Annotated in this window: 21 protein-coding genes; 12 read left to right on the top strand and 9 right to left on the bottom strand. The window is 66.0% G+C overall.

Going from position 1 to position 21,911, the window contains the following annotated elements; all coding sequences use genetic code 11:
• The first annotated feature begins 185 nt into the window (after positions 1 to 185).
• From ACN5W5_RS06025 to ACN5W5_RS06005, 5 genes are all read left to right on the top strand, one after another.
• On the top strand, positions 186 to 872 hold the full coding sequence (locus tag ACN5W5_RS06025) for a heavy metal response regulator transcription factor (RefSeq protein ID WP_420047656.1): 687 nt from the start codon (positions 186 to 188) through the stop codon (positions 870 to 872).
• Positions 869 to 2,275 carry a heavy metal sensor histidine kinase gene (locus ACN5W5_RS06020; RefSeq protein WP_420047655.1) on the top strand — a complete coding sequence of 469 codons (1,407 nt, stop codon included), beginning with the start codon at positions 869 to 871 and terminating at the stop codon, positions 2,273 to 2,275. The genes ACN5W5_RS06025 and ACN5W5_RS06020 overlap by 4 nt, the downstream gene beginning before the upstream one ends.
• Positions 2,276 to 2,385: 110 nt before the next feature.
• A complete protein-coding gene (locus ACN5W5_RS06015; protein WP_420047654.1) occupies positions 2,386 to 2,868 on the top strand; it encodes a thioesterase family protein in 483 nt (160 codons plus the stop codon).
• Positions 2,869 to 2,872: 4 nt separating this feature from the next.
• Complete coding sequence (locus ACN5W5_RS06010) at positions 2,873 to 3,265, top strand: signal peptide prediction (protein WP_420047653.1); 393 nt, start codon at positions 2,873 to 2,875, stop codon at positions 3,263 to 3,265.
• A 385-nt stretch (positions 3,266 to 3,650) separates the two neighbouring features.
• Positions 3,651 to 4,493, top strand: a complete 843-nt coding sequence (locus tag ACN5W5_RS06005) for a c-type cytochrome (RefSeq protein WP_420047652.1) — start codon at positions 3,651 to 3,653, stop codon at positions 4,491 to 4,493.
• Between the two features lie 359 nt (positions 4,494 to 4,852).
• Here ACN5W5_RS06005 and ACN5W5_RS06000 read toward each other — a convergent pair whose 3' ends face one another.
• From ACN5W5_RS06000 to ACN5W5_RS05970, 7 genes are all read right to left on the bottom strand, one after another.
• The gene (locus tag ACN5W5_RS06000) at positions 4,853 to 5,263 is read right to left on the bottom strand and encodes a DUF2784 domain-containing protein (protein ID WP_420047651.1); all 411 of its coding nucleotides are present in this window, start codon (positions 5,261 to 5,263) and stop codon (positions 4,853 to 4,855) included.
• 103 nt (positions 5,264 to 5,366) lie between these two features.
• Positions 5,367 to 6,536 carry an ABC transporter substrate-binding protein gene (locus ACN5W5_RS05995; RefSeq protein ID WP_420047650.1) on the bottom strand — a complete coding sequence of 390 codons (1,170 nt, stop codon included), beginning with the start codon at positions 6,534 to 6,536 and terminating at the stop codon, positions 5,367 to 5,369.
• Positions 6,537 to 6,591: 55 nt separating this feature from the next.
• A complete protein-coding gene (locus ACN5W5_RS05990; RefSeq protein WP_420047649.1) occupies positions 6,592 to 8,448 on the bottom strand; it encodes an AMP-dependent synthetase/ligase in 1,857 nt (618 codons plus the stop codon).
• 4 nt (positions 8,449 to 8,452) lie between these two features.
• Complete coding sequence (locus ACN5W5_RS05985) at positions 8,453 to 9,241, bottom strand: ABC transporter ATP-binding protein (protein WP_420047648.1); 789 nt, start codon at positions 9,239 to 9,241, stop codon at positions 8,453 to 8,455.
• A complete protein-coding gene (locus tag ACN5W5_RS05980; protein WP_420047647.1) occupies positions 9,238 to 10,068 on the bottom strand; it encodes an ABC transporter ATP-binding protein in 831 nt (276 codons plus the stop codon). The genes ACN5W5_RS05985 and ACN5W5_RS05980 overlap by 4 nt, the downstream gene beginning before the upstream one ends.
• Positions 10,065 to 11,141 (bottom strand): branched-chain amino acid ABC transporter permease, encoded by a 1,077-nt coding sequence (locus ACN5W5_RS05975; protein ID WP_420047646.1) that lies wholly within the window; start codon positions 11,139 to 11,141, stop codon positions 10,065 to 10,067. The genes ACN5W5_RS05980 and ACN5W5_RS05975 overlap by 4 nt, the downstream gene beginning before the upstream one ends.
• Positions 11,142 to 11,145: 4 nt before the next feature.
• A complete protein-coding gene (locus tag ACN5W5_RS05970; RefSeq protein WP_420047645.1) occupies positions 11,146 to 12,021 on the bottom strand; it encodes a branched-chain amino acid ABC transporter permease in 876 nt (291 codons plus the stop codon).
• A gap of 244 nt (positions 12,022 to 12,265) precedes the next feature.
• Here ACN5W5_RS05970 and ACN5W5_RS05965 point away from each other — a divergent pair, with 244 nt between their 5' ends.
• From ACN5W5_RS05965 to ACN5W5_RS05955, 3 genes are all read left to right on the top strand, one after another.
• Positions 12,266 to 13,219, top strand: coding sequence for an AtuA-related protein (locus tag ACN5W5_RS05965; RefSeq protein ID WP_420047644.1), 954 nt, complete (start codon positions 12,266 to 12,268; stop codon positions 13,217 to 13,219).
• Positions 13,216 to 14,016 (top strand): crotonase/enoyl-CoA hydratase family protein, encoded by an 801-nt coding sequence (locus ACN5W5_RS05960; RefSeq protein WP_420047643.1) that lies wholly within the window; start codon positions 13,216 to 13,218, stop codon positions 14,014 to 14,016. Before ACN5W5_RS05965 ends, ACN5W5_RS05960 begins: the two co-directional genes overlap by 4 nt.
• Positions 14,017 to 14,098: 82 nt before the next feature.
• Positions 14,099 to 14,836 carry a type 1 glutamine amidotransferase gene (locus ACN5W5_RS05955; RefSeq protein ID WP_420047642.1) on the top strand — a complete coding sequence of 246 codons (738 nt, stop codon included), beginning with the start codon at positions 14,099 to 14,101 and terminating at the stop codon, positions 14,834 to 14,836.
• A 6-nt stretch (positions 14,837 to 14,842) separates the two neighbouring features.
• On the opposite strand, the gene ACN5W5_RS05950 is transcribed toward ACN5W5_RS05955, so the two are convergent.
• Positions 14,843 to 15,286 (bottom strand): acyl-CoA thioesterase, encoded by a 444-nt coding sequence (locus ACN5W5_RS05950; protein WP_420047641.1) that lies wholly within the window; start codon positions 15,284 to 15,286, stop codon positions 14,843 to 14,845.
• A 67-nt stretch (positions 15,287 to 15,353) separates the two neighbouring features.
• Between ACN5W5_RS05950 and ACN5W5_RS05945 the strand changes: the two genes are divergently transcribed.
• Positions 15,354 to 17,186, top strand: a complete 1,833-nt coding sequence (locus ACN5W5_RS05945) for an ABCB family ABC transporter ATP-binding protein/permease (RefSeq protein ID WP_420047640.1) — start codon at positions 15,354 to 15,356, stop codon at positions 17,184 to 17,186.
• Between the two features lie 141 nt (positions 17,187 to 17,327).
• Here the strand turns inward: ACN5W5_RS05945 and ACN5W5_RS05940 are convergent, their stop codons facing one another.
• The gene (locus ACN5W5_RS05940) at positions 17,328 to 18,878 is read right to left on the bottom strand and encodes an acetyl-CoA hydrolase/transferase family protein (RefSeq protein ID WP_420047639.1); all 1,551 of its coding nucleotides are present in this window, start codon (positions 18,876 to 18,878) and stop codon (positions 17,328 to 17,330) included.
• A gap of 108 nt (positions 18,879 to 18,986) precedes the next feature.
• Between ACN5W5_RS05940 and ACN5W5_RS05935 the strand changes: the two genes are divergently transcribed.
• The 3 genes from ACN5W5_RS05935 to ACN5W5_RS05925 all read left to right on the top strand — a co-directional run bounded on the left by ACN5W5_RS05935 (position 18,987) and on the right by ACN5W5_RS05925 (position 21,863).
• Positions 18,987 to 19,913: a LysR substrate-binding domain-containing protein gene (locus ACN5W5_RS05935; protein ID WP_420047638.1), complete on the top strand. Its 927-nt coding sequence runs from the start codon at positions 18,987 to 18,989 to the stop codon at positions 19,911 to 19,913.
• Between the two features lie 123 nt (positions 19,914 to 20,036).
• Positions 20,037 to 21,080, top strand: coding sequence for a dihydroorotase (gene pyrC, locus ACN5W5_RS05930; RefSeq protein ID WP_420047637.1), 1,044 nt, complete (start codon positions 20,037 to 20,039; stop codon positions 21,078 to 21,080).
• Between the two features lie 6 nt (positions 21,081 to 21,086).
• Entirely contained in the window at positions 21,087 to 21,863 is a 777-nt protein-coding gene (locus tag ACN5W5_RS05925) for a DUF3025 domain-containing protein (protein WP_420047636.1), read from the top strand.
• The last annotated feature ends 48 nt before the right edge of the window (positions 21,864 to 21,911 follow it).

Here is a 21,911-nt window from a genome sequence, read left to right as displayed (position 1 = left end):
GGAACGGTGGGTCAAAGCCGGTTGGGCTGGCTTCGGCAGGAAAGCCGTTGTGCCTTCCATGGAGATGAATTCTTGACAACCAAAACCACGTTTTCCGAACCGCCAGATTACATATTTGTCATCCAGAGAATCCCTGCTGTGTGGGAACATTCCCCCTGATCGATCCACCCCCCATGAGCTCAGCGATGCGTGTCCTTGTCGTCGAAGACGAACCCAAACTGGTCCAGTACCTGCACCAGGGCCTCAGTGAAAACGGCTACGTCGTGGACGTGGCGCGCGACGGCATCGAAGGTCGCCGCCTGGCCACCGGCGGCAGCTACGACCTCATGCTGCTCGATGTGATGCTGCCCGGTGTGGACGGCTACGGCGTGCTGTCGGCGCTGCGCGCCCAGGACAGCAAGACACCCGTGCTCATGCTGACGGCGCGCGACAAGATCGAAGACCGGGTCAAGGGCCTGGAGGGCGGGGCGGACGACTATCTCGTGAAACCCTTCGCTTTCTCCGAACTGCTCGCGCGCATGGGCGCGCTGCTGCGGCGCGGCGCTTTCGCGACCACGCAGTCGGCCACCGTGTTGCGCCTGGCCGACCTGGAGGTGGACCTCGTCTCACGCCGCTGCACGCGGGGCGCACAACGGCTGGATCTGACCGCCAAGGAGTTCAACCTGCTCGCGCTGCTCATGCGCCGGCGCGGCCAGATCCTGTCGCGCACCACCCTGGCTGAGCAGGTCTGGGACATGCACTTCGATTCCGACACCAACGTGGTGGAGGTGGCGGTGCGCCGCCTGCGCGCCAAGCTCGACGACCCGTTCCCGATCCGCCTGCTGCACACCGTGCGCGGCATGGGCTATGTGCTGGAGGAGCGCGCAGAATGAACCACGCCACCTCGCTCGCCCAGCCCGCCATCGCGTCCACGGTCCCGACCGCCGATCGCTGCCTGCCGCTGCCGTGCGGACCCTCCATCGCGCGCCGCCTCTCGCGCGCCATGGCCCTGCTGATGTTTGTGGCCCTGGGCGTGCTCAGCGTGGCCAAATATTCCGCCATCACCATGCGCATGGACATGGACCAGCTCGAATCGCTGCAGGAGAAAGGCCGGTTGCTGACCAAGGCGATCGGCATCGCCTGCGAAAGCGGCGAGGCCGGCCTGCTCCAGCGCATGACCCTGTTCGACCCCGTGCGCTCGTCCACCCGGATGCAGCTGTGGCGCGGCGACGGCACCGAACTCTTCCGCGACGACGTGGCCCCGTTCGCGCACAGCCGCAGCCTGGCGTTCGAGGTGCCGGCCGAACGCATGGTCGGTGGCAAGGTGCGTGTGCTGCTGGAGATGGACACCACCCACGACCACCGCATCCAGCGCGAAGCCATCATCACCCTGCTCATGACCACGCTGTTCGGCTCCGCCGCGGCCGGCTTCGCGATCCAGTGGCTGGTGCGCCGCGAGCTGCGCCCGCTGCTCTCGCTGGCCCGGCAGATGGACGGCATCTCGCCGCGGCGGCTCGACCAGCGCCTGGTGGTGGAGCGTTCGTCCAAGGAGCTCGACCCCTGGGTGGCGCAATTCAACGCCCTGATGGACCGTCTGCAGGGAGCCTACGAACAGCTCGAAGCCTTCAACGCCGACGTGGCGCACGAACTGCGCACGCCCCTGACGGCCCTGATCGGCCAGACCGAAGTGGCGCTGTCGCGTGAGCGCAGCGCCGATTCGCTGCGCGACACGCTGGCGTCCAATCTCGAAGAAATGCAGCGCCTCTCGGCCATCGTCAACGACATGCTCTTCCTCTCGCAGGCCGACCGCGGCGCCGTCGCCCGGCGCAGCGAGCCCGTGAGCCTGGCCGAACTCGCGCACCAGGTGGCCGAGTTCCACGAAGGCGTGCTGGACGAAGCGGGGCTGCGCCTGTCGGTGGTGGGCGATGCCCGCGTCGCGGTCGATGCATCCTTGGTCAAGCGGGCCATGTCCAACCTGATGGGCAACGCCTCGCGCTTTGCCGAACCCGGTTCAACCGTGCAGGTGCGCATCGAACCCGACACCGGGACCGAGGGGCGGGGGGTGCAGGTCGTGGTCGAAAACCGGGGACCCGTGATCGAGCCGCAGCACCTGCCGCACCTGTTCGACCGCTTCTTCCGGGGCGATGAAGCGCGTTGCTGCAAAGAAGAAATTCACCACGGTCTGGGCCTCGCGATCGTGGCGGCCATCGCCCGCATGCACGCCGGCGACACCTTTGCCCGCTCGCAGGACCGGGTGACGCAGATCGGCTTCAGCCTCGGACCGCAGACGGCTTAGGTGGAACACCCTCGCCGCGCTTCGCGCGCTGACGTGTGCGCGACACCGGGGCGGGCCTGCGGCGACGGGCCAAAGGTGCGTGCGCACACCGCATCGGCCACAATGGCCCGATGCGAACCCCACCCCCTATCCCCGCCGAATTCGAACCCGAGTTCATCGCCGGCCTCAAAGCCATCTTCGAAGAGAAAATCGTCTTCAACCAGGTGCTCGGCCTGAAGATCACCAGCCTGCTGCCCGAGCGTGTCACCGCGCGCATCGACATGAAGCACGAGCTCGTCGGCCACTACAGCTACAACCGCATCCACGGCGGCGTCATCAGCGCCGGGCTCGACGCCATGGGCGGCCTCGCCTGCATGGCCGCCATCGGCGCGCGCCACATGGACGAGTCGCCCGATCAGCGCCTGCACCGCTTCGCCAAGCTCGGCACCATCGACCTGCGCATCGACTACCTGCGTCCCGGCATCGGCGAGCACTTCGAACTGCGCGCCGAAGTCATGCGCCTGGGCTCGCGCGTCGCGAGTACGCGCATGGAATTCCTCGGCCCGGACGGCAAGCTGCTGTCCTGTGGCTCGGGCGCGTACATCGTGTCGTGATGCCATGAAAAGGAGCCGCCTCGCGCGCTGGGCGCTGTGGCTCTGGGCCTCGCCCAACACGCTCATCGGTCTGGTGCTCGGGTTGCTGCTGCTCCCGCTGGGCGCGCGTTTCCGGCGGGTGGACGGCGTGCTCGAAATCGCCGCGATGCGCCGGCTGCCCCGGCGCCGCTGGCCTTTCGCCGCCATCACCCTCGGCCACGTGATCCTGGGCACCCATGCGCAGGATCTGGAGCGCCTGCGTGCGCACGAGCTGGTGCACGTGCGGCAGTGCGAGCGCTGGGGGCCGCTGTTTCTGCCAGCGTATCTGCTGGCCGGGGTCTGGCAGTGGGTGCGGGGGCGGGACGCCTATTGGGACAACCCGTTCGAGGTGGAGGCGCGGCGGGTTGGGAAATGTTGAGTTGGCGGCTTCGACCCGAAGCGGACGCGGCGACTTTCCAGATCGGCGACCGAAAGCCGTCTCCCGCACATTCCTAGGAATCTCATTTGTCAAAGAGACCATCGGGTGATGGGCATCAGAGATCATGGGATCGGTTGTTGCTGATGAAATCAACCTTTTGAACTGCCCCATAGGTGAGCGACGTCAGCGAAAGTGCGCAGTATCGACACTAGAGCGCTGCAGGTGTCGCCGTCAGCGCTGCATCGCCCTCGCTGCGGATCGGAGCAGAAGGCTGGTGGACAGCGAACTTGAATATGCATGCCTAGAGGGATAAAGTGAATGCAGGGTGTGCTTTCGCTTGGTTGAAGCCAGAGTGCTTCATAGCTGTCACGAACAGGAGAGTCTGATGCGCGTTTTGACATGGATGGTGGCGCTCACAGCGCTGGCGGCCCCAGTTGGCGCGAATGCCCAATCGTGTGAAGAGGCAGGATCGAGGAGTCGAGGCGACGCTCTTGATGTGGTGGCCCTGGGCGGGCGTCTTTACGACAAGTGGTGGGCCACCTGCGGCCTTGCCGAACCCAACACGACCCATCCCAGCTATCCGTCGACAGTCGGAAAGCAAGCGGGCGCGACCACAGCGCGCTGCAAGGAATGCCATGGATGGGACTACCGCGGCAAAGACGGCGCCTACAGCAAGGGCTCGCACTTCACTGGCATTGCTGGCATCGCAGGCTACGCAGGCCGTGCCGAGGCCGACATCCTGGTCATTCTCAAGGACGAAACGCACCAGTACGGAAAAGTGTTGAACGACGAGGCGCTGAAAGCCATCAGCAAATTCGTCAGCAAAGGCCAGGTTGACGCTGGAGCGGCCATCGACTCGAAGACCAAAAAGGTCCGCGGCAATGTGGCACTTGGGCAGCGCATCTTTGAGCGCCAGTGCATCGCATGCCACGGCGCCAAAGGCCGGGCGATGAACTTCTCCGGCAACGCGGCCGAGCCCGAGTACATGGGCACCCTGGCCGCAGACAACCCTTGGGAGATGCTGCACAAAATTCGCAACGGGCACCCCAATGCGGTGATGGACGATGCCCGCATGCAGGCCCGATACAACGACCCGGATGCCTCCGGCAGATCGCGGATGGGGCTTCACATGATCGAGGGACGCGCCATGCCGGCGTACCGCGAGAGCCTCAGTTGGTCGGAGCAGCTGAATTTGCTGAGCTTTTTGCAAACCTTGCCGGCTCGTTGAACGGACCAGCGGCGTGCCCGGCTCGGCCCATATCAGGCCATTGCTTCTGCTCGCCCTGCGTGTTTTCGGGGCCCGATCTTGTCTTGTCTCTTGCCTTGGAGATGGATCAAGGGCAAAACACAAGACCCGACTCCAGACGTACTCAAGCAATAGGCGTCGGCCCCAATCTATTCAGATCCTGCTATGCCAGAGAGGTCTTGTAGATACGCGACTTGCAGCGGGGGTAGTTGGAGCAACCCCAGAAAGTAGCCCCCTCCTTTGCGGGTTTTCGCTCCACCACTTTGATACATTGAGTGACTGGTTTGACCTTGGCCCACCGGCCGTTCATGGCCGGCAGCACGCATCCGCCCAGAGCACCCTCAGCGCGCCCTTCTTCTCTCCGGTCGCACCCACCACCAAGCCACCGCCACCAGCACAGCGAATGAGCTATAGGCTGCCTCAAACACCCACCAGGGCGCCTCCCAGTACAGCAGGCGCGAGAGCCAGTGTTCGATGAAGCCTTCGCGGTAGCCGCCTTGTCCGGCCAGGCGCCGCAGGTCCTGCTCCCACAGGGTCAGCGGGCAGAGCTGGCCGAGCCAGGTCTGGGCGGCGATGTACAGGATCAGCCCCAGGTGCGTGAAACGCAGGCCGCGGTGGTGCACCCAGCGCCAGCCCAGCGCGCCACCGATGAGCACCAATGGCAACAAACCGACCACGAACACCACCACGCCCACGTGCAGCGTGAGCAGGGCATCGGCCAGCAGTCCGGCGGTGGTCGCGTTGATGGACATGGACGGAGTGGTGCGGTGGCAGAAAAAAAGCCGCTCACGCACGGGGCGTGGCGGCTGTCACGCATGGCCTGGCAAGCAGGCGGCGTGGGATCCGTTGAGCGGTTTACTGCGAGATCTGCATGTAGTCGGAGACCACTTTCCAGCGGTTCTCCTGCAGTTGCGACAGGCGCGTGGCGTTGCTGCCCAGGCGCTTGGTGGGGCTGAAGGTCATCTCGGCGCTGCCGAAAATGTCGGGCGGGATCTTCATGGTGTCCATGGCCTTGATGAAGCTCTCGGTGGTGAGGTTGGGGCCTGCCTTGCCGGCGGCTTTCAGGAAGGTGTCCACCAGGTTGTAGCCATAGACGGAGAACACGGTGGGGTCTTCGTTGAACTTGGTCTTGTACTTGTTGGCCCAGAAGCGGATCGGCTGCGAGGCCTCGTCGGTGTAGGGGTTCTGCACCGTCATGGTGGCGTAGAGGCCGTTCATGGCGGGGCCGCCGAGCTTGTGGATCAGGTCGGTGTAGGCCGCGCTGGAGCCGATGAAGGTGGGGTTGAAGCCCAGGCGCTTGGCGGTGGCGATGCCGCCAATCGTCTCGCGGATGATGGTGCCGAGCACGACCATGTCGCACTGCTCGGAGGCCAGCTTCTGCATCTGCGAGGAGAAGTCGGTGGCGCCGCGTTTGTACGAGGTTTCCACGGCCATCGTCATGCCGATGGACTTCAGGCCTTCTTCGGCGCCGCGTTTGACTTCCAGGCCGAACTCGTCGTCCTGGTACATGGTGCAGACCTTCTTGGCGCCCTTGTCTTTCGCCAGCTTGGGCACGGCGATCTTCATCTGGTCGAAGTAGGGGGCGGCGAAGCTGTACTTGAGCTTGTGGAAGGGTTCGTACATCTCGCGCGCGGCGGTCACGGGGAAGAAGTTGATCACGTTCTTCTGGAACTGCACCGGCATGGCTGCCATGTTCTGCGCGGTGCCGATGTGGCCGACCATGGCGAAGATCTTGTCCTGGTTCACCAGCTTCTGCGCGGCCAGCACGGCGCGGCGCGGGTCGTAGGCGGAGTCTTCCACCAGCAGCTTGACCTTGCGCCCGTTGACGCCGCCTTGCTCGTTGACCTCGTCCACACGCAGCATCATGCCCAGGCGCACCTGCTTGCCAAAGCCGGCAATGGGGCCGGAGAGGTCCTGGATCGAGCCGATGACGATCTCGTCCTTGCTCACGCCTTGTGACTGGGCGAACACGGCGCTGGAGGCCAGCACCAGGGCGGTGCCCAGCAGGGGAAGTCGGGTTTTCATGGGGCTTGTCTCCTTGGGGCGGTCGTGGTTGTGGTGAGGGGTCGGTGGCTCGGGGTCAGCGGTACATGGCGTCGATCTGCTCGGCGTATTTCTGCTGCACCAGCTTGCGTTTGAGCTTCATGGTCGGGGTCAGTTCTTCGTCTTCGGCGCTGAGCTGGGTGTCGAGCAGGAAGAACTTCTTGATCTGTTCGACACGGGCAAACTTCTTGTTGACGCGGTCGATCTCAGCCTGGATCAGCGCCTGCACCTCGGGCGCGCGGGTGAGGCTGGCGTAGTTGGAAAACGGCACGTCGTTGTCTTGCGCATACTTTTCCACGTTCTCCTGGTCGATCATGATGATCACGGTGAGGTAGGCCCGTTTGTCGCCGATCACCACCGCATCGGTCACGTAGGGCGAGAACTTCAGTTCGTTCTCCAGCTCGCTGGGCGTGATGTTCTTGCCCCCTGCGGTGATGATGATGTCTTTCATGCGGTCGGTGATGCGGAAAAACCCTTCCTCATCGACCACGCCCACGTCGCCCGTGTGCAGCCAGCCATCGGCGTCAATCGTCTCGGCGGTTTTCTCGGGCAGGTTCAGATAGCCCATGAACACGTTGGGGCCACGCACCAGGATCTCGCTGGTCTGCGGGTCCAGCCGCACCTCGTTGTAGCTGGCCGCCGGGCCGATCGAGCCGGGCTTGATGCGGTCCGCCGGGATGCCGGTGGAGGCGCCGCAGGTCTCGGTCATGCCCCAGACCTCCAGCATGGGCACGCCCAGCGCCAGGTACCAGCGCACCAGGTCGGGCGAGATGGGCGCGGCGCCGGTGACGAGGAAGCGCGCGCGGTGGATGCCGATGAGCTTGCGCACGTTGTCCAGCACCAGCAGGCGCGCCAGCCGGAACTGAACGCGCAGGCTGCCGGGCACCGGCTGCCCCGTCATCACCAGCTCGGCCACGCGCTGGCCGATTCCGATGGCCCAGGCGTAGGCGGCCTGTTGCAGACGGCTGGCTTCCTTGAGCGTGATCATCACGCCCGAATAGAACTTCTCCCACACGCGCGGTACCGCGGTGAAGACCGTGGGCGCGATCTCGCGCACGTTCTCGGGCACGGTCTCGGGGTTCTCCACGAAGTTGAGCTTGGCGCCGGTGTAGAGCGAGAAATACTCGCCGCCCATGCGCTCGGCGATGTGGCACAGCGGCAGGAAACACATGCACTCGTCGTGTTCGTCGCGCGCGATCAACGTGTTGTAGCCGTGCACGGTGTAGACCAAGCCCTGGTGGCTGTGCATCGCGCCCTTGGGTTTGCCGGTGGTGCCCGAGGTGTAGACCAGGATGGCCAGGTCTTCGGGCCGGCAGGCGGCCACCCGGGTCTCCATTTCGCCCGCGTGGGTCTTCGCGTGGGTGCGGCCGAGCTCGCGCAGGGCGTCCAGGCTGATGACCTGCGGATCGTCCAGCTCGTGCAGACCCTCCATGTCAAAGACCACGATCTTCTTCAGCCGCGGCAGGTGCTGGCGCACCTCCAGCACCTTGTCGAGCTGTTCGTCGTCTTCCACGAACAGCACGGTGGTGCCGGAGTCTTCGCAGAGGAACTGCACCTGATCGGCCGCGTCGGTGGGGTAGATGCCGTTGGACACGCCGCCGGCGCTCAGCACCGCCAGATCGGCCAGCACCCATTCGACCGTGGTGTTGGAGAGGATGGACGCGGTCTCGCGCGCGGCAAAACCCAGCGCCATCAGACCGTGGGCGATCTCGCGCACCGCTTCGGCGGTCTGGTCCCAGGACCAGCTGCGCCAGATGCCGAACTCTTTCTGCCGCATCCAGACGTTGGGGCCGCGCCTCTGCACCGCGTTCCAGAACAGCGCGGGAATGGTGTCACCCGGCAGAACGATTTCGGTCTGCGGGTGGATGTGAGACAAGTCCCAGAGATAGCTCATCTCGTCATCTCCAGTTCTTCTTCTTTTTCCAGCGCCGGTCGGCGCGCACGCCTTCTTCCTTCATGCCGAGGTAGAACTCCTTGATGTCGTCCTTCTCGCGCAGCCGGGCGCAGGTGTCTTCCATCACGATGCGGCCGTTCTCCAGCACGTAGCCGTAGTCCGAAGCATTGAGTGCCATGTTGGCGTTCTGCTCCACCAGCAGGATGGTGGTGCCGCGCTCGCGGTTGATGCGCACGACGATCTCGAAGATCTCTTTCGTCAGCTTCGGACTCAGGCCGAGGCTGGGTTCGTCAAGCAGGATCAGGTCGGGGTTGGCCATCAGCGCGCGGCTGATCGCCAGCATCTGCTGCTGGCCGCCCGAGAGCAGGCCGGCGTCCTGCGCGGCACGTTCGCGCAGGATGGGGAAGTAGGTGAACACCGCCTCCATGTCGCGCGCCACGCCGTCGCGGTCCTTGCGGGTGTAGGCACCCATGAGCAGGTTGTCGCGCACCGAGAGCAGCGGGAACACCTCGCGCCCCTCGGGCACATGGCTCAGGCCCTGCTGCACGATGTCGGCCGGGTCCTGCGCGGTGATGTTCTCGCCCTTGAACTCGATGCTGCCCTTGCGCGGATCGATGATGCCGCTGATGGTCTTGAGGATGGTGGTCTTGCCGGCGCCGTTGCTGCCCAGCACGGTGGCGATCTCGCTGCGGCGCACCTGCAGGCTCACGCCGCGGATCGCCTTGATCGGGCCGTAGGCGCTCTCGACGTTGAGCAGCTTGAGCACCGCGTTGTCGGTGATCGGCGCGGTCATGCCGTCGCTCCCGGCTGGTTCTCGCGGCGCAGGCTGGACACGTCGTCCACCGTGCCAAGGTAGGCCTCGATCACGCCCGGGTGGTTCTGCACCTCGGCCGGTGTGCCGGTGGCGAGTTCTTCGCCCATGCTCATGGCGAGCACGCGGTCGGACACTTTGGACACCAGCGACATGTCGTGTTCGACCATCAGCACCGTGATGCCCAGATCGTTCTTGATGTCGGCGATCCAGAACGCCATGTCTTCGGTCTCCTCCACGTTCAGGCCGGAAGACGGCTCGTCGAGCAGCAGCAGCTTGGGTTCGGTGCACAGCGCGCGCGCCAGCTCGACCACCTTGCGAACGCCGTACGGCAGTCCGGCCACCAGCGATTCGCGGTGGTGCTGCAGGTCCAGGAAGTCGATCACCTGCTCGACCTTGGCGCGCGCCTCGATCTCGGCGGCGCGCGTCTTGCCGGTGAACAGCAGCTCGCTCCACAGGCCGGTGCGGCGGTGGGTGTGGCGGCCGATCAGCAGGTTCTGCAACACGGTGGCGTGTTCAAACAGCTCGATGTTCTGGAAGGTGCGGGCGATGCCCAGGCGCGCGATGCGGTGCGGGGGCTGCTCGGTGAGCTTGAGCATGCCGTCCGGCCCGGCGTAGTCGATGGTGCCGGTGGTGGGCGTGTAGATGCGGCTGATCAGGTTGAACACCGTCGTCTTGCCCGCGCCGTTGGGGCCGATCAGCGTGAACACCTCGCCGCGCTTCACGTCGAAGCTCACGTTGTTCACCGCCAGCACGCCACCAAAGCGCACGCTCAGATTTTGGGCAGACAGGAGGATGTCGTCGGTCATTTCAGTCTGTCCGATTTCTGGAAAGTCTTCTGGCGCTTGAACATGCCGCGCCGGTAGAACGGGAACAGCTGGATGTAGGCGCGCACCTTGAGCCAACGGCCGTACAGGCCCATGGGTTCGAACAGCACGAAGGCGATCAGCACCAGGCCATACACGGTGCCCTGCAGGCCGGCGGCCTGGCCGATGGCGTCGGGCAGGTAGTCCTTGCCCAGCGCGATGAGCTGCGGCATGACGATCAGGAAGATCGCGCCGAGGAAGGCGCCGTGGATCGAGCCCAGCCCGCCGATCACCACCATGAGCAGCAGGTCGATCGACTGGATGATGCTGAACTGCTCGGGCGAGAGGAACTGGATCTTGTGCGCGTAGAGCGCGCCGCCGATGCCGGCCAGGGCGGCCGACAGCGCGAACGACAGCGTCTTGTAGCGCGCCAGGTGGATGCCCATGCTCTGCGCCGAAATCTCCGAATCGCGGATGGCGACGAACGCCCGGCCGGTGCTGGAGCGCATCAGGTTGACGATGGCCAGTGTGGCGAGCACCGTGACCACGAGGCAGAGAAAGTAGAACTCGTTGGTGGACTCCAGCTCCCAGCCGAACATCGAAGGCGGCATCACCGACAGGCCCGAGTTGCCACCGGTCACGCTTTCCCAACGCGCCATGCCTTCTTCGACGATGAATCCGAAGGCCAGCGTGGCCATGCCGAGGTAGATGCCCTTGACGCGCAGCGCCGGCAGGCCCACCACCATGCCCACCGCCGCGGCCAGCAGGCCGGCGCAGGCCATCGCGATCGGGAACGGCACACCGGCGTTGACCATCACCGTCTCGGTGTAGGCGCCAACGCCCAGAAAGGCCGCGTGACCGAGCGAAAACAGGCCGGTGAAGCCCGACAGCAGCATCAGCCCCAGGCCCACCACGGCGTAGATCAGCACAAAGGTGAGTTGCGCCAGCCAGTACTCTTCGATCACCCAGGGCGCCACCAGCAGGAACAGGCCCAGCAGGCCGTACCAGAACACATGGCCGCCGTGCTTGGCGAGCTTGATGTCCTGGTCGTAGTCGGTCTTGAAAATGAAGCGCATCTGTTCAGACCTTTTTCCTGAGGGTCTCTCCGAACAGGCCGTTCGGTTTCAGCACCAGCATCAGCAGCACCACGATGTAGGGCGCGATGTCCTTGAAACCTTCGGGCAGGTAGAAGCCCGAGAGCGCTTCCACGATGCCGATCACCAGGCCGCCGACGATGGCGCCAGGCAGGCTGCCGAAGCCGCCCACCACCGCAGCGGGGAAGGCCTTCAGGCCGATGAAACCCATGTTGGCGTGCACGAAGGTGATGGGCGCGAGCAGCAGGCCGGCAAACGCCGCCACGCCCGCTGCCAGTCCCCACACCAGGCCGTTGAGCCGCTTGACCGGGATGCCCATGTAGTAGGCCGCGAGCTGGTTCTGCGACGACGCCTGCATGGCCACGCCCAGCTTCGAATAGCGGAACATCGCGAACAGCCCGGCACACAACACGCCGGTGATCCCGATCACCACGATCTGCTCGGCCGACACCACCAGCGCGCCCAGCCGCAGCACCCCGCCGGCGTAGGGCACCGGCAGGGTGTGGGTGTCTGTGCCGATGTTGGGGATCATGGTGATCAGGCCGCGCAGCACGTAGCCAACACCGATGGTCAGCATCACGATAGAGAAAGCCGGCTGGCCCAGGATGGGGCGGATCACCAGGCGCTCCAGCACCACACCAAACAACCCCATGGCAACAACAGCCGCGGGCACCGACAGCCAGAACGGGAAGCCGAGCATCGTCATGGCGGCCAGACCGCCGAACGCGCCAACCATCATGAGGTCGCCCTGGGCAAAGCTCACCGTTTCGGTGGCCTTGTAGATCAGCACGAAACCAAGGGCAATGAGTCCGTAGATACAGCCCTGGGCCACACCGCTGATGAGCAGTTGCAGCAGTTGCACGCGGTTCTCCTGTGAGTCGGATGTCCTTGTCCTCCCGGCTGCTGCTGCAGGCCGTGAGACGCGTCAACCCGACGGTGTGGGGTGTTTATAGCTGCCAGGGTTGTGACCGGCGCTAGGGGTTGACCCGATCCAAAGTCGCGCAGGCGCCTTGCCTTGCGGTGCAGCATTTGTTTTTACAGAGCGTTTGCTTTGCAGAATGATGGGGGCGACGTATCCTGTGGAACCCGTTCACTTTCCGACCTTCATGAAGTCCATCTGCATCGGCGCCGGCCTTGGCTTTTACGGCGACAACTGGGAACCGGTGGTCGCGAGCATCGAGCGTGGCGGCGTGCAGTTCATCGCCAGCGACCACCTGGCCGAGCTCACGCTCGCCATCCTGCAGAAGGACCGCCGGCGCGACCCGTCGCTGGCCGCGTTCACGGCCAAGAGCTGGCCCGCGCGCATCGCGGTGGTGACGGGTGACGACGTGTTGCCGCGCCTGCAGGACGCTTCGGCGACGGCCGATGAACTGGCCCATTTGTTCACTGGTGAGGCGGTTTCGCAGGTGCGCGAGCGGCTGGTGTTCGGCAACGCCTGCCTGGGCGCGGCTGGTGCTGCGCACCCCGTCGAAGGCCGCCGCCGACGGTTTCGGCCGCCTGTTCCCCTGGCTGGCCTTGAGCGGTCCGGCCTACACCTGCGGCTTCAACGGCCTGCACAACACCAGCGAACTGCTGGACATCTGGCCCACGCTGATTCCGCGCGCGCTGGTGGAGCCGGGTGTGCGGGTCGAACGGCTGGAGGGAACGCCATGAGCACCGTGTGCATTCCCCTGGCCCACATCGCCCACGCGCGCAGCGGCGACAAGGCCGACTGGGTGGACTTCGGTCTCTTCGCCTGGAACCTGGCGGGTTACCGGCTGCTGGAACGCGAGGTTTCAGCCGAGCGCGTTCGCGCGCATTTCGCGCCCTGGCTTCCGGGCGAGGTGGACGCCTGGGCGCTGCCCAACATTCTGGCGCTGAAGTTCGTGTTGCGCGGTGCGCTGCAGGGTGGCGGCGCGCGCAACCTGCGGCTGGACAACCTGGGCAAGGCGATGGCGGGCGCGTTGCTGCGGCTGGAGATAGCGGTGACGGAAACAGAACTGGCCGAAACGCTGAGCGCGCCGCGCGTGGGCTGGCGGGGCGATGTCCCTCCCGCCAGCCCGCTGGAGGTCATGAAATGAACCCATCCCCCGTCACCACCGAACAACAGGGCGAGATCTGGATCGTCACCCTGAACCGCCCCGAGGTCCGCAACGCCGTGGACAGCCCCACCGCACAGGCCCTGCACGCCGCCTTTCTGGCCTTCGAAGACGACCCGGCCGCGAAGGTCGCGGTGTTCCACGGCGCCAACGGCCACTTCTGTGCCGGCTGGGATCTGCAGCACGGCGCGCGCCTGGCTGCGTCGGGGGCGTCCGGTGGCCTGGACCAGCTCGACTTCGATGCGCAAGACCCGCGCGCCCTCGGCCCCATGGGCCCGTCGCGCCTGCGCCTGACCAAGCCGGTGATCGCCGCGGTCAGCGGCGCGGCGGTGGCCGGCGGCATGGAACTCGCGCTCTGGTGCGACCTGCGTGTGATGGAAGCCGATGCCTACTTCGGCGTCTATTGCCGGCGCTTCGGCGTGCCGCTGATCGACGGCGGCACCGTGCGCCTGCCGCGCCTGATCGGCATGGGCCACGCGATGGACCTGATCCTCACGGGCCGCAAGGTGGAAGCCGCTGAAGCGCTGCAGATGGGCCTGGCGAACCGCGTGGTGCCCACCGGCCAGGCGCGCGAAGCGGCCATCACCCTCGCACAACAGCTCGCCGCCTTCCCGCAGGCCACGATGCGCGCCGACCGCGAGAGCGCCTACGTCCAGTGGGATCTGCCGCTGGGCGAGGCCCTGCAGCAGGAATGGCAACGCGGCAAGGCGCGCATCCCCGATGCGCTGGAGGGCGCCACGCGCTTTGCGCAAGGGCAGGGACGCCACGGCAAGTTCTGACGGTACCGGCGCTTCGGCGGCTCCCGCCAGCCGCACCCGATTGGTCCCCCACGCGAACCCTCTCCAGCCCATCATGGGCGCCATGAACCCATCTCTGATTCACAACGCCGACGTGCTGGTGCTGCAACACCTGAACGAAGACGGCCCGGGCTACCTGGGCCAGTGGCTCGACGAACAGGGTTTGCGCTGGCAGGTGCTGTGCACCGAAGCCGGCGACGCCTACCCTGCGTCGGTGAAGGGCTTCAGAGGTCTGGCGGTGCTGGGCGGGGCCTGGAGCGCCAACGACGACCGCCCCTCGTTGCGCCAGGCCGAAGCCCTGATCCGCGAGGCCGACGCGCTGGGTATTCCCGTCATCGGTCATTGCCTGGGCGGCCAGCTCATGGCGCGCGCCTTCGGCGGGCGGGTGGAAACCTTGCTGCAGCCCGAAATCGGCTGGCTGCCGCTGCACATCGGGCGCAGCGCTTCGGCGCGAGCCTGGCTGGGCGAGGTGCCTGCGGCCACGGTCTACCAGTGGCACCACGACAGCTTCGTGCAGTTGCCCCCCAACGCCGAACTGATCGCGAGTTCATCCGCCTGCGCTCACCAGGCCTTCGCCCTGCGACAGCACCTGGCGATGCAGTTTCACATCGAGATCACGCCGCAGAAAATCAACGACTGGATGGTGTATCCCGGGGACGCCTACCCGGATCTGGTGCAGAGGTCCCCAGACACCGTGCAGGACCCCCAGGCCATTGCGGTCGGAACCGCCCGGCACCAGGCGGGCAGCGAGAGGCTGGCCCGGCGCATCTACGAGACCTGGCGTTCGCGCTGGACTCGCTGAGCGGAATCAGCCCGCCAAACCCGGGATGCTCAGTCCGTCCTTCGGAATCGGCCGGGGTTTGCCTTCCCTGTCGATCGCGACGTAGGTCAGACTGGCTTCGGTCACCTTCACGTACTGGCCCTGGGCCGAGAAACGTTCGGCGAACACCTCGACCTGTACCGTGATCGACGTGTTGCCCACGCGCGTGACGTGCGAGAAGAAGCTCAGGATGTCGCCCACTCGCACCGGCTGCTTGAAGATGAACTGGTTCACCGCGACAGTCGCCATGCGGCCGCGGACATAGCGCGCCGGCAGCACGGCGCCCGCCAGGTCGACCTGGGCCATGACCCAGCCGCCAAATATGTCGCCGTTGCCGTTGGTGTCGGCGGGCATGGGGATGACCTTGAGCACCAGTTCGCGGTGGTCCTTGGGAAGGTCGGTTTCCGGGCGGGGGCTTGATTGGTTGGACATGGGCACAATCTCTGAATCAACGATTGCCCGATTGTCCCGCATGCGCTCCCACTCATCCCGTGTTTCCATGCCCCTGCCGGCGACGCCCGCCAACGGGGCAGCGGCAGCCCCGCGCCGCTCAGACTGGGCCACGCTCTCGCGACTGTTGCCCTACCTGTGGCAATACAAGTGGCGGGTGGGCTTTGCGCTGGCGTTCATGGTAGGGGCCAAGATGGCCAACGTGGGCGTGCCGCTGCTGCTCAAGGAGCTGGTGGACGCGATGACGATCAAGCCCGGCAGCGTCGAAGCGCTGCTGGTGGTGCCGCTGGGCCTGATCGTGGCCTACGGGCTGCTGCGCCTGTCCACGACCGTGTTCACCGAGCTGCGTGAACTGGTGTTTGCCAAGGCCACCGAGGGCGCCACGCGCAGCATCGCGCTGCAGGTGTTCGGCCACCTGCACGCGCTCAGCCTGCGCTTCCACCTGGAGCGCCAGACCGGCGGCATGACGCGCGACATCGAGCGCGGTACGCGCGGTGTGCAGTCGCTCATTTCGTATTCGCTCTACAGCATCTTCCCGACACTGATCGAAGTGATCATGGTGCTCACGCTGCTGGGAACCAAGTTCGACATGGGTTATGTGTGGATCACGCTGGTGGCGCTGGTGCTCTACGTGACCTTCACCGTGACGGTGACCGAATGGCGCACCAAGTTCCGGCGCGAGATGAACGAGCTGGAGTCCACCAGCCAGACGCGCGCCATCGACTCGCTGCTCAACTACGAAACGGTCAAGTACTTCAACAACGAGGCTTTCGAGGCGCGCCGTTACGACGAAGCGCTGGAAAAGCTGCGCCGCGCCCGCATCAAGAGCCAGACCACGCTGTCGCTGCTGAACGCCGGGCAGCAGCTGGTGATCGCGATCGCGCTGGTGCTCATGCTCTGGCGCGCGACGCAGGGCGTGGCCGCGGGCCACATGACGCTGGGCGATCTGGTGATGGTCAACGCCTTCATGATCCAGCTCTACATCCCGCTGGGCTTTCTGGGTGTGCTCTACCGCGAGATCAAGCAGAGCCTGACCGACCTGGACAAGATGTTCGTGCTGCTGGAGAAAGAGCGCGAAATCGCCGATCAGCCGGGTGCGCAGGACTTGGTGCTCGACGGTCCGCCTTCGGTCCAATTCGAGAACGTGCGCTTCTCCTACGAGCCGGCGCGCGAGATCCTGCACGGCATCAGCTTTCACATCCCGGCCGGCAAGACGGTGGCGGTGGTCGGGCCCTCGGGTTCGGGCAAGAGCACGCTGGCGCGCCTGCTCTACCGCTTTTACGACGTGAGCAACCACGAGCCGGCCGGTCCCCATGGCGGTGGCCGCATCCTCATCAACGGCCAGGACATCCGGGAGGTCACCCAGTCCAGCGTGCGCCAGGCCATCGGCATCGTGCCGCAGGACACGGTGCTGTTCAACGACACCATCGAATACAACATCCTCTACGGCCGGCCCGAGGCGGGTCACGAGGCCGCGGTGGCCGCGGCGCAGGCGGCGCACATCCACAGCTTCATCCAGAAGCTGCCGCTGGGTTACGCGACCACGGTGGGCGAGCGCGGCCTGAAGCTGTCGGGTGGCGAGAAGCAGCGGGTGGCGATTGCGCGCACGCTGCTGAAGAACCCGCCGATCGTGATCTTTGACGAGGCGACTTCGGCGCTGGATTCGGCGAATGAGCGGGCGATCCAGGCGGAACTGAAGAGTGCGGCGCGGAACAAGACCTCACTGGTGATTGCGCACCGGTTGTCGACGGTGGTGGATGCCCACGAGATCCTGGTGTTGGTCAATGGGGAGATCGTTGAGCGGGGGACGCACGCTCAGCTGGTGTCTGCCGGAGGCGTCTACGCCGGGATGTGGGCGCTGCAGCAGTCTGGGACGGACTGAGTTTTTCTGGCCGTGGTTTGGATGTCGTGGCGTTCCCGGTCTCGACCTGGCGGCCGTGTCTTCACTCCCTCTCCCTCCGGGAGAGGGCAGGGGTGAGGGCAACGCCAGCCAAGCCACCGGAGCGAACGGCCCCGCCAACCCTCAAACTGCCAGCATCTTCCCCGTCTGCTCATACCGGTTGTGCCACGACAGCGCCTCGTCCAGCAGGTGCGGCGTGTGCATGCCGCCATGGCCCGCGCGGGCGTTGGTTTCGCTGCGTTCCACGTAGTCGAGCAGCGCCGGCCTGAAATCCGGGTGGGCGCAGCGTTCGATGATGCGGCGCGAACGCTGGCGCGGCGAGAGACCGCGCAGGTCGGCCAGGCCCTGCTCGGTCACGATGATCTGCACGTCGTGTTCGGTGTGGTCCACGTGGCTGACCATGGGCACGATGCAGCTGATGCTGCCGCCCTTGGCGGTGGACGGCGTCATGAACACCGAGAGGTAGGCGTTGCGCGCAAAGTCGCCCGAGCCGCCGATGCCGTTCATGATGCGCGTGCCCATCACGTGGGTGGAGTTCACGTTGCCGTAGAGGTCGGCCTCGATCATGCCGTTCATGGCGATGATGCCCAGGCGGCGGATCACCTCGGGGTGGTTGCTGATCTCCTGCGGCCGCAGCACGATGCGCTCGCGGTAGAAGTCCAGGTTGGCGAGGAACTCTTCCATCACCGGCGCCGATAACGAGAGCGCGGTGGACGAGGCCATGGCCATCTTGCCCGACTTGAGCATGGCCAGCATGCCGTCCTGCAGCACCTCGGTGTAGCCCTGCAGGTCATTGAATGGGCCTTCGTTCAGGCTTTCCATCACGGCGTTGGCGATATTGCCCACGCCCGATTGCAGTGGCAACAGCTCGGGCGGCAGACGGCCCTGTTTCACTTCGTCCTGCAGGAAGTCCATCAGGTGGCCGGCGATGCGTTTCGACGGCTCGTCGGGTGCCGAGAAGCGCGTGTCGCGGTCGGGCAGCTGGGTCTCGACGATGGCGATCACCTTGGCCGGGTCGCAACGCAGGTAAGGCTCGCCGATGCGGTCGCCCGCGTGCGTCATGGGGATCGGCTTGCGGAGCGGCGGGCGCTCCGTGCCGTAGTAGATGTCGTGCATGCCTTCCAGGTCCAGGCTGTGGCCGTGGTTGACTTCCAGGATCACCTTGTCGGCCTGGTCCAGCCAGGTCTTGTTGTTGCCCACCGAGGTGGCCGGGATCAGGCGACCGTCTTCGAGGATGCCCGCGACCTCGATCACCGCCACGTTGAGCTTGCCGAGGAAACCGAACCACACGTACTGCGCCACGTGCGAGAGGTGGATGTCGATGTAGGCCATCTCGCCGTCGTTGATGCGCGCGCGGCAGGTCGGATCGGACTGGTAGGGCAGGCGCATGTCCATGCCGCCGACTTTGGCCAGGGCGCCATCGAGCTCGGGCGCGGTCGAGGCGCCGGTCCAGACGCCGATGCGGAATTCCTTGCCGGCGTCGTGGTGGGCCTGGATGTGGCGGGCCAGGGCGAGCGGGATCGCTTTCGGGTAGCCGGCGCCGGTGAAGCCGCTCATGCCCACGTGGTCACCGTTTTCGATGAGGGCGGCGGCGGCCTCGGCCGACATGATTTTCTGGCGCAGGCCAGCGTGGGCGATGCGGGACGGGCGGATCTCGGGCGGGTTCTGTGTCATGGGATGGGTGATAAGGGTTTACCCTAGGTACCTGCTATCGTAACGGATGCCCATGACCACAAAGCGTCAAACAACACCGGAATTCACCCGCGCGCATAATCCGCGGCCATGGAAACCAAGTGGCTGGAAGATTTTGTGAGCCTGGCTGAAACCCGCAGCTTCAGCCGTTCGGCGCAGCTGCGTCACGTCACCCAGCCCGCGTTTTCACGCCGCATCCAGTCGCTCGAAGCCTGGGCCGGCACCGATCTGGTGGACCGGTCGTCCTACCCCACCCGCCTCACGCCCGCGGGCCAGACGCTCTACGAGCAGGCGCTGGAAACCCTGCAGGCGCTGCAGACCACGCGGGCCATGCTCAGGGCCCACACGGCCGCAGCGCAAGACGTGATCGAGTTCGCGGTGCCGCACACGCTGGCCTTCACCTTCTTCCCGGCCTGGCTCTCCAGCCTGCGCGAAAGCTGCGGTCCGATCAAGAGCCGGCTGATCGCGCTCAACGTGCACGACGCCGTGATGCGCCTGGTCGAAAGCAGCTGCGACCTGCTGATCGCCTACCACCACACCTCGCAGCCCATCCAGCTGGACGCTGCGCGCTACGAGATGCTGCCCCTGGGCCGCGAGACGCTGTCGCCCTATGTCAAACCCAACGATCAGGGCGAACCGCTGTTCACGCTGCCGGGCACGGCAGCGCATCCGCTGCCCTACCTGGCCTACGCGCCCGGCGCCTACATGGGGCGCGCCGTGGAGCAGATGCTCAAGCAGAGCACCGTGCCGGTGCACCTGGACCGCATTTACGAAACCGACATGGCCGAAGGCCTCAAGGCCATGGCGCTCGAAGGCCATGGCATTGCCTTCCTGCCGGCCAGTGCCGTGCGCCGCGAACTGCGCGGCAAGCGCCTGGTGAGTGCCGGGCAGGGCCTCGATACCGCGCTGGACATCCGCATCTACCGCGAGCGGCCGGGCACGCGAAAGGCCAAAAGCTCGGTGGATGCGTTCTGGAACGATCTGGAAAAACACCTGGCCGCTGCGGCCAAGGCCTGAGGATCGTCCCGCGTTGCCAGGGCTCCAGCCAGGGCAGCCGCGGAACCGGCTTTGCCGGGCCGCTGGCGGCGCCACCGTGAGGGGGTGACGCCGAAGGCGGCGCGGGGGTGGGACAATTCCTCCATGAACGCCCCAGCTCAAACCCTCACCATCACCCGCCCCGACGACTGGCACCTGCACGTGCGCGACGGCGCCGCCCTGCACACCGTCGTCCCGCACACCGCGGCCCAGTTCGGCCGCGCGATCATCATGCCCAACCTCAAGCCGCCGGTGACCACCGCGGCCCAGGCCCTGGCCTACGCCGAGCGCATCCGCGCTGCCGTGCCTGCAGGCGTGGCCTTCGAGCCGCTGATGACGCTGTACCTGACCGACAACCTGCCGGCCGACGAGATCGCCCGCGCCAAAGACGCCGGCGTGGTCGCCGCCAAGCTCTACCCGGCCGGCGCCACCACCAACAGCGACGCCGGCGTGACCGACATCCGCAAGACCCACAAAACGCTGGAGGCCATGCAGAAGGCCGGCATGCTGCTGCTGGTACACGGTGAAGTCACCAGCCCCGACATCGACCTGTTCGACCGCGAAGCCGTGTTCATCGAGCAGCAGCTGCAGCCCCTGCGCCGCGACTTCCCCGAACTCAAGATCGTGATGGAACACATCACAACCCAGGAAGCCGCACAGTACGTGGCCGAGTCCGACGAGTTTCTGGGCGCCACCCTCACCGCGCACCACCTGCTCTACAACCGCAACGCCATCTTCACCGGCGGCATCCGTCCGCACTACTACTGCCTGCCGGTCCTGAAGCGCGAAACCCACCGCCAGGCCCTGGTGGCCGCGGCGATCGGCGGCAATGCCAAGTTCTTCCTCGGTACCGACAGCGCGCCGCATCCCGCCCACCTGAAGGAACACGCCACCGGCTGCGCCGGCTGCTACACCGCGCACGCCGCGATCGAGATGTACGCCGAGGTCTTCGACAACGCCGGCGCACTCGACAAGCTCGAAGCCTTCGCCAGTTTCAACGGCCCGGCCTTTTATGGCCTGCCGCGCAACACCGGCACCATCACCCTGAAACGCGAAAACTGGACGCCGCCCGAGAGCTTTGCCTTTGGCGAGGCCGAGCTGAAGCCCTTGCGCTCGGGCGAGGCGCTGCCCTGGAAGCTGGTGGACTGACCTTCCATGTGCGCGTTCAGCGAGGCCATGCAGACCTGGCCGGCGCCCGACTGGGCGCAGCCCTGGAATGCGCCGTTTGCCGTGGATGGCGCGGCGGTGCGCAGCGCTTGTGATCGGGGTGTTCCGCTGCCGCTGGCGCTGACGCAGCGCATCGGCACCGCCGGCCCGCGCTTTGTGCCGCAAACCGATCTGCCCGACGGCATGGCCTACGAGCAGTTCATCTTCGACACCGGCAGCGTGCCCACCCGCGAAGGCCTGCACGACTTCTTCAACGGCCTGGTGTGGTTGCGCTTCCCCGCCACCAAGCGCCTGCTCAACCGCCTGCAGGCGACTGAAATCGCGAAGGCGGGCGTGGGCCAGGTGCGGGGGCCGGTGCGCGACGCGATCACGCTGTTCGATGAAAACGCGGTGCTGCTGCAGGCCCCAGACGAACTCTGGGACGCGCTGATCGCCCGCGAGTGGACCCGCCTCTTCGTGGAGCTGCGGCCCCTGTGGGCACAGGCGCGGCTGGTCCTGTTTGGTCACGCGCTGACCGAGAAGCTGGTGGCTCCCTACAAGTCCATCACCGGCCACGTGGTCCGCGATCCGGTGCCTCTGGCCTTGGGGGGCGATCTGGCGGCTTGGGATACCTGGCTGGCCGGTCGCCTCACGGCCGCCGGGCTGGGCGCCAAGCCGTTCACGCCCCTGCCCGTGCTGGGCGTGCCGGGTTGGTGGCCCGCCAATGAAGACCCCGCGTATTACACCGACGCCGGCGTGTTTCGCCCCAGGCGCGTGCCCGTTTGAGGCGCGCGGCGCCGTCGGCCGACGGCGCTACCGTTTGTTTTGCTGGAC

It is taken from the genome of Hydrogenophaga sp. ZJX-1 (genome assembly GCF_048590325.1).
Classification (GTDB): Bacteria; Pseudomonadota; Gammaproteobacteria; order Burkholderiales; family Burkholderiaceae_C; genus Hydrogenophaga.
The sequence above is the reverse complement of the archived record's forward strand: the minus strand, read 5'-3'. Positions and strand labels throughout refer to the sequence as shown.

Coding starts and splice junctions, on each gene's coding strand:
- ACN5W5_RS06025 (WP_420047656.1), top strand. CDS start 186: ATGCGTGTCCTTGTCGTCGAAGACGAACCCAAACTGGTCCAGTACCTG.
- ACN5W5_RS06020 (WP_420047655.1), top strand. CDS start 869: ATGAACCACGCCACCTCGCTCGCCCAGCCCGCCATCGCGTCCACGGTC.
- ACN5W5_RS06015 (WP_420047654.1), top strand. CDS start 2,386: ATGCGAACCCCACCCCCTATCCCCGCCGAATTCGAACCCGAGTTCATC.
- ACN5W5_RS06010 (WP_420047653.1), top strand. CDS start 2,873: ATGAAAAGGAGCCGCCTCGCGCGCTGGGCGCTGTGGCTCTGGGCCTCG.
- ACN5W5_RS06005 (WP_420047652.1), top strand. CDS start 3,651: ATGCGCGTTTTGACATGGATGGTGGCGCTCACAGCGCTGGCGGCCCCA.
- ACN5W5_RS06000 (WP_420047651.1), bottom strand. CDS start 5,263: ATGTCCATCAACGCGACCACCGCCGGACTGCTGGCCGATGCCCTGCTC.
- ACN5W5_RS05995 (WP_420047650.1), bottom strand. CDS start 6,536: ATGAAAACCCGACTTCCCCTGCTGGGCACCGCCCTGGTGCTGGCCTCC.
- ACN5W5_RS05990 (WP_420047649.1), bottom strand. CDS start 8,448: ATGAGCTATCTCTGGGACTTGTCTCACATCCACCCGCAGACCGAAATC.
- ACN5W5_RS05985 (WP_420047648.1), bottom strand. CDS start 9,241: ATGACCGCGCCGATCACCGACAACGCGGTGCTCAAGCTGCTCAACGTC.
- ACN5W5_RS05980 (WP_420047647.1), bottom strand. CDS start 10,068: ATGACCGACGACATCCTCCTGTCTGCCCAAAATCTGAGCGTGCGCTTT.
- ACN5W5_RS05975 (WP_420047646.1), bottom strand. CDS start 11,141: ATGCGCTTCATTTTCAAGACCGACTACGACCAGGACATCAAGCTCGCC.
- ACN5W5_RS05965 (WP_420047644.1), top strand. CDS start 12,266: ATGAAGTCCATCTGCATCGGCGCCGGCCTTGGCTTTTACGGCGACAAC.
- ACN5W5_RS05960 (WP_420047643.1), top strand. CDS start 13,216: ATGAACCCATCCCCCGTCACCACCGAACAACAGGGCGAGATCTGGATC.
- ACN5W5_RS05955 (WP_420047642.1), top strand. CDS start 14,099: ATGAACCCATCTCTGATTCACAACGCCGACGTGCTGGTGCTGCAACAC.
- ACN5W5_RS05950 (WP_420047641.1), bottom strand. CDS start 15,286: ATGTCCAACCAATCAAGCCCCCGCCCGGAAACCGACCTTCCCAAGGAC.
- ACN5W5_RS05945 (WP_420047640.1), top strand. CDS start 15,354: ATGCCCCTGCCGGCGACGCCCGCCAACGGGGCAGCGGCAGCCCCGCGC.
- ACN5W5_RS05940 (WP_420047639.1), bottom strand. CDS start 18,878: ATGACACAGAACCCGCCCGAGATCCGCCCGTCCCGCATCGCCCACGCT.
- ACN5W5_RS05935 (WP_420047638.1), top strand. CDS start 18,987: ATGGAAACCAAGTGGCTGGAAGATTTTGTGAGCCTGGCTGAAACCCGC.
- pyrC (WP_420047637.1), top strand. CDS start 20,037: ATGAACGCCCCAGCTCAAACCCTCACCATCACCCGCCCCGACGACTGG.
- ACN5W5_RS05925 (WP_420047636.1), top strand. CDS start 21,087: ATGTGCGCGTTCAGCGAGGCCATGCAGACCTGGCCGGCGCCCGACTGG.